Source organism: Flavobacterium sp., assembly GCF_040402955.1.
Taxonomy (GTDB): domain Bacteria; phylum Bacteroidota; class Bacteroidia; order Flavobacteriales; family Flavobacteriaceae; genus Flavobacterium.
Genome location: NZ_JBBALQ010000035.1, coordinates 1 through 10,103, shown reverse-complemented (window position 1 = coordinate 10,103; position 10,103 = coordinate 1). Strand labels below are relative to the sequence as shown.

The following is a 10,103-nucleotide window of genomic DNA, read 5'->3' as shown; positions in this document are numbered from 1 at the left end:
AAGAAATATTAACAACTTAAAAATAAATCTCGTTTAATAATGCACAACGGGTTAAACCAATATCATTTCATCATACGTTAAAATCGTTTCATACCCTTTTGAATGAAAATAAGGCTTTGGATTTTCTTTTGAGAGTACCATAACGAAGTCCCCGCCCCAAGCGCCTAAACTTTTTATTGTGCCTTTAAAATCGTGGAATAAACGTTCTTTTACGGTTTCTAATTCTAAAATATCGCTTAAAATAACTTCATGATGTTCCAATAAATCAATAGTTGCTTCTAAACTTTGCGAAAGCAGCATTCTATTCGTAATCTCAGAAATAGTTGCCGTTTTTTTGGTTAAAAACTGTTGCTTATTCATGTAATTTTGAATCGCATGACGACTATTTTGCTTTTTATTTAAATATACAAAATAGATGTTCTCCTTATATTTCGGATAAAAATCAACAACCTCAACAATGGGTTTCTCGTTTTCATCTAATTGATACGTTATTGGAAAATTATTACTGGCACAGGCAATATCATATCCGCTTCCTCCAAAACTTTTTCTAAGTAATTCAAACGCATCAATTTGTAACCATTGTGCAATATTATTTATTAAAGTTGAAGACGTACCCAAACCCCAATTTCTTGGAAAAGTTAATTTGGTTTCAATTTTATAACCCGTTTCTGAAGCTAAAAAATTAGGGTTTTGTACATTTGCTTGATGCAAAATTTTAACTAAAGTATTTTTTATTGGATGTGCGTCATCAAAGTTTTTAACGGTAATAATATCGTCAAAAGTGAGTTCGGTTTCAAACCAAATGCTTTTATCTGCATCATAACTAGTCCAAATTATTATTTTATCTTGTATTGAACGAACTTGTAACGATTGACCAAATTTTGTAGGCAAGGCTAATGCTTTGGCGCCATTTAAGACCAAATATTCTCCAGTAATTAGGAGTTTCCCGTTAGAATAATAAGTTTCATTCATATATTTAACCGCAAAGTTCGCGAAGATTTTCGCAAGGATCGCTAGGGTTTTACTTAGTTCTTAAACTATCTAAAAAATCCACCACTAAATTATGTGAAACCGTTTGATTTTCGAAATGTGCTATAACTTCTTGTTTCTCTTCTTTTGTGGCTTGGTGTTGGTTTAAAATATTGTTCAGATGCATTTTCATGTGTCCTTGTTGAATTCCGGAAGTAGTTAACGAGCGTAACGCTGCAAAATTTTGAGCCAATCCAGCAACAGCAACAATTTCCATTAATTCTGTTGCAGAGGGATTACCTAACATTTCTAAAGAAAATTTGACTAAAGGATGTAAATTAGTTAAACCGCCAACGGTTCCTAAAGCTAAAGGTACTTCCAACCAAAACGTAAAAATTCCGTTTTCTATTTTGGCGTGAGATAAACTCGTGTAGCTTCCGTTTTTACTTGCAAATGCGTGAACACCAGCTTCTACAGCACGAAAATCGTTACCAGTTGCTAAAACCACCGCATCAATTCCGTTCATAATGCCTTTATTATGTGTTACGGCTCTGTAAGGTTCTACTTCTGCGATTTTTACAGCGGTTAAAAACTTTTCTGCAAATTCACTTGACGTGATATTGGCATCTTCATTAAGTTCCGAAATAGGACAAGAAACTTCAGCACGAACTACACAATTTGGTACAAAATTGCTCAAAATACTCATCACAATTTGAATGGAATGAATACCAAATTCTTCTGATTTGTTTTTAAATGTTTTTGCAAATTGTTCTAAACAAGAATTGATAAAATTCGCTCCCATGCTGTCTTTCGTTTGAAAAGTAGCATGTAATTGATAATAATTGTCTAACGCAGCCGTTTTATCAATTAGTTGAATATCTGAAATTCCGCCACCACGCTTTTGCATATTTTTAGTAATGCCTTCTACTTCTGAAAATAAAAACGGCTTTACAAAATTAAAATATTCAATAAGCTTTTGTTTATCGCCTTCATACAAAAAATGAACGTGACCTATTTTTTCTGTGCCTAAAATTGTGGTTTTGAATCCGCCACGAGCACCCCAAAATTTAGCGGCTTTACTGGCAGCTGCCACAACAGAACTTTCCTCAATAGCCATAGGAATGGTATACGTTTTTCCGTTAATTTCAAAATTTGGAACCACTCCTAATGGTAAATAGAAATTAGTTAAGGTGTTTTCTATAAATTCATCATGTAATTTTTGAATTGAAGCATCCGAATTTTGATAGCGTTGTAAAAGAGCAACAGCTTCTTTAGAATTAGAAAAATGTTTTTCAGCTATCCAATTTATTTTTTCTTTTTTACTTAGTTTTGAAAAACCTGTTGTGTTTTGCACCATTACTTTCGGATTGAATGACAAAGATAATAAAAGTTATTTTTAAAAAAATAAAACTTAGAAAGTAAAAAATTCAATATTTATTATTAATATGTCGCAAATTTTCACTAAAATTGAAGGTTTTTATGATTTAAAAATATGAGAAATTTTACAAGTATTCTATTATTGTTGCTAACCACTTCAATATCAGTTGTTGGGCAGCAAAAATTAAATTTAGAGGAAATTTGGAGCGGTGCTTTTAGAACAAAAGGCATGGACGAATTAAATGCCATGAAAAACACCAATCAATATACGGTGCTAAATTTCGATAGAAATTCTAAAACTATGCAAATTGATTTGTTTGATTATGCCACATTAAATAAAGTTGCAACCCTAATTGATACGAAAGATTTTGCAGCATTAACTTCAATTGATAGTTATACATTTGATCAAGCTGAAAAAAAGATTTTAATTGCAACAAATACCGAATCAATATTTAGGCGTTCATTTACTGCAAATTATTTTGTTTACGATATCGCATCTAAAAAATTATCAAAATTTACCGATAAAGCGATTCAAGAGCCAACTTTTTCATCCGATGGAACTAAAGTTGCTTATGCTTTCGAAAACAATTTGTATGTTTTTGATTTGTTGGTAAATAAAGAAACGAAAATTACTTCGGATGGTAAGAAAAATCGCATCATTAACGGAATTACAGATTGGGTTTACGAAGAAGAGTTTGCTTTTGTTCGTGCTTTCGATTGGAATGCCAACGGAACAAAAATAGCTTTTATACAATTTGATGAAACTAACGTTCCTGAATTTTCAATGGACATGTATAATCAAGGTTTGTATCCAACACAAACCGTTTTTAAATACCCAAAAGCAGGTGAAAAAAACGCAGACGTTTCGTTACATATTTATGATGTAGCTGCGGCAAAGACTCAAAAAATTGATTTAAGTACTTATTCCGATTTTTATATTGCAAGATTAAAATGGACAAACGATTCAAATGTTTTAAGTGCGCATGTACTAAATCGCCATCAAGATAATTTAGATGTAGTATTTGTGGATGGAAATTCAGGTAGTAAAAAAGTAATTTTAAACGAAAAAGATAAAGCTTACGTTGACGTTACAGACAACTTAACCTTTTTGAAAGACAACAGTTTTATTTGGACTTCAGAAAAAGACGGATTCAATCATATTTATTATTACGACAAAACTGGAAAATTAAAAAACCAAGTTACAAAAGGAAATTGGGATGTAACGGCTTATTATGGATTTGATGAAAAAAACAAAATTGTATACTATCAATCTGTAGAAAACGGTTCAATAAATAGAGATGTATATTCCATTTCAATAGATGGAAAATCTAAAAAAAGACTCTCATTAAAAACAGGAACAAATAATGCTACTTTTAGTCCAAATTTTCAATATTTTATCAATACCTATTCAAGTGCTACTGCAGCGCCTTATTATTCTTTAAATGATTCTAAAACTTCTCAAGAGATTAAGAAAATCCAATCTAACGAAGCTGTGGAAGAAAAATTAGCAAAATACAACGTGGCACCTAAGGAATTTTCAACCATCACTACAGAAAAAGGGCATGTTTTAAACACTTGGATGATCAAACCAAAAGATTTTGATGCAACCAAAAAATATCCTGTTTTTATGTTTCAATATTCTGGACCAGGTTCACAACAAGTAGATAATGCTTGGAACGGAACAGACGATTATTGGTTTATGATGTTGGCACAAAAAGGTTATATTGTAGCTTGTGTTGACGGTAGAGGAACAGGTTTTAAAGGGGCAGAATTTAAAAAATGCACGCAAAAAGAATTAGGAAAATATGAAGTAGAAGATCAAATTGATGCGGCTAAAGTTTTTGGAAAATACACTTTTGTTGACAAATCGAGAATTGGAATTTTCGGATGGTCTTATGGTGGTTTTATGGCTTCAAACTGTATTTTTCAAGGTGCAGACACTTTCAAATCTGCTATTGCGGTTGCACCCGTAACGTCTTGGAGATATTACGACAGCATTTACACCGAAAGATATATGCAAACCCCACAAGAAAACGCAAGTGGTTATGATAACAATTCGCCAATAACACATGTAAATAAATTGAAAGGAAACTTTTTATTAATTCATGGAACGGCTGATGATAATGTACACGTTCAAAACACTATGAAAATGGTAGAAGCTTTAGTACAGGCCAACAAACAATTTGACTGGGCGATTTACCCAGATAAAAATCACGGGATTTATGGTGGAAAAACCCGTTTACAATTGTACACCAAAATGACTAATTTTATTTTAGAAAAACTATAAACTTAATGAATACTACACGCCAAAATGAATGTAATTACAATCCAAAATAAAATATACGAAGCACGAGGAATAAAAGTAATGTTAGATTTTGATTTAGCTGAACTTTACGAAGTTGAAACACGAGTATTAAATCAATCTATTAAAAGGAATATTGAAAGCTTTCCAGATGATTTTATGTTTCGTCTTACAAAAGAAGAATGGGAAGAAATTTTATCATCACAATCTATAATGATGTCATCACAGATTGTGATGACATCAAAAAGACCAAAAAGTGCATTGCCTTATGCTTTTACAGAACACGGAGTTACAATGTTAGCTAGTGTTTTGAAAAGTCCGAAAGCAAGAAAAATGAATATAGCAATTGTAAGAGCTTTTGTAGCTTTACGAAAAACAATAATAAGTGTAGAAATTTTACAAAAACAAATAACATCGCTTGAAGATAAATATGACAAGCAGTTTGATGATATTTTTGAAGCTATCCAATTTTTAATAACTGAAAACGAAACTATTGAAAACAAACAAGAGAGAGTTAAAATAGGATTTAAAAAATAAATTAACCAATACAAACAATTAAATAAAATGAGCGAAACAGTTAAACAAGGACATCCAAAGGGATTATACTTTTTATTTTTTACAGAAATGTGGGAAAGATTTAGTTATTATGGAATGAGAGCAATCTTTATTCTTTTTATGACTAAAGTTTTATTAATGAGTGATGCCAGCGCATCAGAAATTTATGGAAGTTATACCGGTTTAGTATATTTAACACCTCTTTTGGGTGGTTATTTATGCGACAAATTTTTAGGTAACCGAAGAAGTATTATTATAGGAGGTTTGCTTATGGCTATAGGACAATTTCTTATGTTTATGAGTGCCAATTTAGGGACAAATGGTGGTGTTTCAATTATGTGGATGGGTTTAACGGCCATAATTATTGGAAATGGATTCTTTAAACCAAATATTTCTACAATGGTTGGACAATTATATCCAGCAAATGACAGAAGAATTGATAGTGCATTTACTATATTTTATATGGGTATAAATCTTGGTGCGTTTTTCTCACCATTAATTTGTGGATCTATGGATTTCAAATGGGGATTTTTAGCAGCTTGTATTGGAATGATTTTGAGTTTAGTTTTCTTTGTGATTTACCAGAAAAAATATTTGATTTCTGAAGAAGGAAAAGAAATAGGGTTGCCTGTTAAAAAACTTGATTTAAAAAATATTTTATTAATAATTGGTTCAATTGGTATTGTATTTTTTATGTTGAATTTTAAACAATTATTTAAAACAGATACTGACATTATTGGTTATTTTATTTATGGCGCTATGATTTTGATGCCATTAGTAATTTTAACTGACAAATCATTAAACGCAATTGAAAGAAGTAGAATCATTGTGATTTTTATTTTAGCGTTTTTCGTGATTTTCTTTTGGGGTGCCTTCGAACAAGCAGGTGCTTCGTTAACATTATTTGCAGATAGACAAACTGACAGAATGGTTTTTGGATGGGATATGCCAGCTTCTTACTTTCAATCAATAAATCCATTGTCGGTAATTGTTTTAGCACCTGTAATTTCAATACTTTGGGGAGTTTTATATAAAAGAAGAATGGAGCCATCTTCTCCATACAAAATGGCAATTGGTTTGGCTTTAGTGGCTTTAGGATATTTTGTTATCGCAATTGCAGTAAAAGGTTTAGGTTTTGATGAAAAAGTATCAATGTGGTGGTTAATCGGTTTATATGTAATCCACTCGATTGGTGAATTGTGTTTGTCACCTATTGGTTTATCAATGGTTTCTAAATTAGCACCTTTACGTTTGTCGTCTTTATTAATGGGGACTTGGTTTTTAGCCAATGCTGCAGCTAATAAATTTGCTGGAACTTTATCTGCACTTATTCCACCAACAAAAGACGCCACTGGTAAAATTTTACCATTAGAAGACGGAACTGTGCCTTCAATTCCTTCGTTTTTAGGTATTGAAATTACTAATTTGTATGAATTTTTTATGTTATTTATTATAATGACAGGTATTGCAGCTGCTATATTATTTGTTTTAAGCTCTATGCTTCAAAAAATGCAACATAATGATCACATTGAAGGGCAACCTGATTTAGATAGATAATTTATAAAATATTTTTTATATCTTTCAAGCCCCGATGGTATCGGGGCTTTTTTTAATTATTTAAAACAAAAATAGTATGTGGAAATCACACCCAAAGGCATTGCCTTACTTATTTTTATCTGAAATGTGGGAACGTTTTGGCTATTACTTAATGATTGGAATTTTTACTCTTTATCTTAAAGATGTAGAAGCAGGATTTGCCTTAACTGAAAAAGAAGCTTCCGATTTATATGGAACGTTTATCGCATTGGTTTTTTTAACTCCATTTATTGGAGGACTAGTAGCTGATAGATATTGGGGATATAAAAAATCAATAGTTATTGGAGGTTTGATGATGGGTGTTGGATATATTTTAATGGGTATTCATAACATTACTATGTTATATATTGCTATGACACTTGTAATTATTGGAAATGGATTTTTTAAACCAAATATTTCCACCCTTTTAGGAAATTTCTATTCTGAAGATCAGTACAAAGACAAAAAAGATGAAGGCTATAATATTTTCTATATGGGAATTAATGTTGGCGCTTTTATTTGTAACTTTTTCGGAGCCGCTTTGCAAATTCTATTAGGCTGGCAATATGCGTTTATGGCAGCTGGTGTTGGAATGTTTATTGGTGTTATTGTTTTCTTATTAGGAACAAAGCATTACGGAAACAAAACCGATAAAAAAGGGACCCAAGAAGGCGATATGCCATTTTATAAAATTGTTTTATTTATTTTAGTACCTTCTGCTGTATTTGGAGTAATTGGTTGGTTATTAAAAGGTGTAACTTCTGAAGCTAATCCATCTGGATATATTTTTGGTTCAGATAGTACAGACGCCTTTATTTTTGCTTGTATTCCTGTTATCTTTTTCTATGGTAGCTTATATTTTAAAGCAAAAGCAGAAGACAAAAGACCTATTGGTGCTTTGTTAACCATATTTTCAGTGGTGATTTTATTTTGGGCGGTTTTCAAATTAAATGGTTCGGCACTTACCACTTGGGCAGACAGATATACAGATAGAGAAATCACAGGAACAACTAAATCTGTTTTCAACAATCTTAAATTGGCAAAAGAAATAGAATATAAAAAAGATTCTACTGAATTATATGATGCCGCTTTTCGAATTCAAAAAGAAAATGGAGAGGTGCAAAAAACAGTGGATTATCCAATATACTTTAGAAATGTAGCCCAAGAAAAATTACCTAAAGAAGATGCCAAAGTTTCAATATGGGCAACTAATTTGAGCCAATCGATTAACCCGGGATGGGTAATTATTTTAACCCCATTAATAGTCGCATTCTTTACCTTTTTACGAGGAAGAAAAAAAGAGCCATCAACTCCTACGAAAATTGCTTTTGGTTTATTAATTTCTGCCTTATCCGTTTTAGTAATGATTGCAGCTGTAAATATGGGTGCAAATGGTTCTGAAAAAGTAAGTGTTTGGTGGCTTGTGGCCAATTACGGAATTATCACAATTGGAGAACTATTTCTAAGTCCGATGGGATTATCGGTTGTATCTAAGTTGAGTCCAACAAATATAACATCATTAATGATGGGTGGTTGGTTTTTATCTACTTCAATCGGAAATAAATTAAGCGGTGTATTAGCCAGTCTTTGGGATACATACGATAATAAACAAGATTTCTTTTGGATTAATTTTGGATTACTTATGTTCGCAACTCTACTTATGTTTGTGTTATTAAAACAATTAAATGGAGTAATGAAAGAAAAAGGAATTAACTAATGCAAACTATAGAAGAAATACAAAACTTTAAAGGCAAATACCCAAAACAACTGTGGTATTTGTTTTTCTCAGAAATGTGGGAACGCTTCTGTTTTTATGGAATGCGCGGGATGCTTGTAGTATTTATGGTCAATCATTTGTCTATGGACGAAGAAGTCGCCAATTTGCAATATGGTGCCACACAAGCTTGGGTATATGCTTTTACTTTTATAGGTGGTTTGTTTGCCGATAAAATTCTTGGTTTAAGAAAATCACTTTTCTGGGGTGGGATTTTAATGATTATTGGAAGCATCATCTTAGCTATTGATCCGAAAAGTCTGTTTTTTACAGGAATTGGTTTTACAATCGTAGGTACAGGATTCTTTAAACCAAATATTTCATCAATGGTTGGGCAATTATATAAAGAAAACGATCCAAGACGTGATGCCGGATTTTCGTTCTTTTATATGGGTGTAAATTTAGGCGCTTTAATTGGAGGTTACATTTGTATCGCAGTTGCTGAAGGTTCCTTATGGCAATCGATTGTTCCAGAGCATTTAAGGTGGAATGTAGGTTTTGGTTTTGCGGCATTAGTGATGATTATAAGTTTACTGACTTTTACAAAAACGCAAAAAAATTTATCAAGTATTGGACTTTCTCCTTTAGCGCATCTTGATGTTTCAAGAAAAAAATTATTGGAAAACATAACTTATTTAGGTTCTATTTTAATAATTCCAATAGTTATTATAATGGTTGGGAATACCGTTTATACTGATTATTTTATGTATGCGATTGGACCTATTTCTATTTTATATTTACTGTACGAAATGAGAAATTTCTCTTTAGTGGAAAATAAAAAATTAATCGCTGCTTTGGTTTTAATTCTTTTTTCAATAGTATTTTGGGCGTTTTTTGAACAAAGTGGTGGTTCCTTAAGTTTATTTGCTGCAAACAATTTAAATAATACTGTAGCTGGTGTAGAATTAAGTCCAAACGGAGTGAATAATTCTGCAAATTCCTTCTTTGTAATTGCTTTTGCGGCTTTAGTAGGATTGGTATGGCTTTGGTTATCTAAAAGAAAAATAGAACCTAATACAATTATTAAATTCGGATTAGCCTTTTTATTTTTAGCAGGTGGTTTCTGGATTTTCTATTACACTAAATTTTTCGCAGATGCTTCGGGTAGAACATCTTTAGATTTATTCACGTTTGGTTGGTTCATAATTACTTTTGGTGAATTATGTTTATCTCCAATTGGTATGAGTGCTATGACAAAATTATCGCCACAAAAAACACAAGCAGTAATTATGGGAATGTGGTTTTTAGCTAGTGCATACGGACAATATTTTGCAGGAATTTTAGGTGCTAATATTGCTAAGGCATCCAAAAACGCAACTAATTTAGAAAAACTTAATACCTACGCAGATGGTTATTATCAACTAGCCATTTATGCGTTAATTGCAGGATTGATTTTGATTTTAATTTCGCCATTTGTAAAAAAATTAATGCAAGATGTAAAGTAACTTACTTTTAATAGCCCACAATTTTTATATATTTGTAAAATAATAATAAGACAACCCGTTGTGCATTATTAAACGAGATTTATTTTTAAGTTGTTAATATTTCTTT

The 10,103-nt window shown here is 31.6% G+C and carries 7 protein-coding genes; 5 read left to right on the top strand and 2 right to left on the bottom strand.

Going from position 1 to position 10,103, the window contains the following annotated elements:
• Positions 1–51: 51 nt before the first annotated feature.
• Positions 52–972 carry a GYDIA family GHMP kinase gene (locus ABWP78_RS09560; RefSeq protein WP_353170968.1) on the bottom strand — a complete coding sequence of 307 codons (921 nt, stop codon included), beginning with the start codon at positions 970–972 and terminating at the stop codon, positions 52–54.
• Between the two features lie 49 nt (positions 973–1,021).
• Entirely contained in the window at positions 1,022–2,326 is a 1,305-nt protein-coding gene (locus ABWP78_RS09555; RefSeq protein WP_353170965.1) for a hydroxymethylglutaryl-CoA reductase, degradative, read from the bottom strand.
• A gap of 135 nt (positions 2,327–2,461) precedes the next feature.
• Between ABWP78_RS09555 and ABWP78_RS09550 the strand changes: the two genes are divergently transcribed.
• The 5 genes from ABWP78_RS09550 (at position 2,462) to ABWP78_RS09530 (ending at position 9,997) form a co-directional block, all read left to right on the top strand.
• On the top strand, positions 2,462–4,633 hold the full coding sequence (locus ABWP78_RS09550) for a S9 family peptidase (RefSeq protein WP_353170963.1): 2,172 nt from the start codon (positions 2,462–2,464) through the stop codon (positions 4,631–4,633).
• Between the two features lie 24 nt (positions 4,634–4,657).
• On the top strand, positions 4,658–5,185 hold the full coding sequence (locus tag ABWP78_RS09545) for an ORF6N domain-containing protein (RefSeq protein WP_353170961.1): 528 nt from the start codon (positions 4,658–4,660) through the stop codon (positions 5,183–5,185).
• Between the two features lie 27 nt (positions 5,186–5,212).
• A complete protein-coding gene (locus ABWP78_RS09540) occupies positions 5,213–6,760 on the top strand; it encodes a peptide MFS transporter (RefSeq protein ID WP_353170958.1) in 1,548 nt (515 codons plus the stop codon).
• 76 nt (positions 6,761–6,836) lie between these two features.
• Positions 6,837–8,495, top strand: coding sequence for a peptide MFS transporter (locus ABWP78_RS09535; RefSeq protein ID WP_353170955.1), 1,659 nt, complete (start codon positions 6,837–6,839; stop codon positions 8,493–8,495).
• Positions 8,495–9,997, top strand: coding sequence for a peptide MFS transporter (locus ABWP78_RS09530; protein ID WP_353170952.1), 1,503 nt, complete (start codon positions 8,495–8,497; stop codon positions 9,995–9,997). The genes ABWP78_RS09535 and ABWP78_RS09530 overlap by 1 nt, the downstream gene beginning before the upstream one ends.
• The last annotated feature ends 106 nt before the right edge of the window (positions 9,998–10,103 follow it).

What these genes read in the sequence shown, in the direction of transcription:
- ABWP78_RS09560 (WP_353170968.1), bottom strand. Translation starts at nt 972, where the DNA reads ATGAATGAAACTTATTATTCTAACGGGAAACTCCTAATTACTGGAGAA.
- ABWP78_RS09555 (WP_353170965.1), bottom strand. Translation starts at nt 2,326, where the DNA reads ATGGTGCAAAACACAACAGGTTTTTCAAAACTAAGTAAAAAAGAAAAA.
- ABWP78_RS09550 (WP_353170963.1), top strand. Translation starts at nt 2,462, where the DNA reads ATGAGAAATTTTACAAGTATTCTATTATTGTTGCTAACCACTTCAATA.
- ABWP78_RS09545 (WP_353170961.1), top strand. Translation starts at nt 4,658, where the DNA reads ATGAATGTAATTACAATCCAAAATAAAATATACGAAGCACGAGGAATA.
- ABWP78_RS09540 (WP_353170958.1), top strand. Translation starts at nt 5,213, where the DNA reads ATGAGCGAAACAGTTAAACAAGGACATCCAAAGGGATTATACTTTTTA.
- ABWP78_RS09535 (WP_353170955.1), top strand. Translation starts at nt 6,837, where the DNA reads ATGTGGAAATCACACCCAAAGGCATTGCCTTACTTATTTTTATCTGAA.
- ABWP78_RS09530 (WP_353170952.1), top strand. Translation starts at nt 8,495, where the DNA reads ATGCAAACTATAGAAGAAATACAAAACTTTAAAGGCAAATACCCAAAA.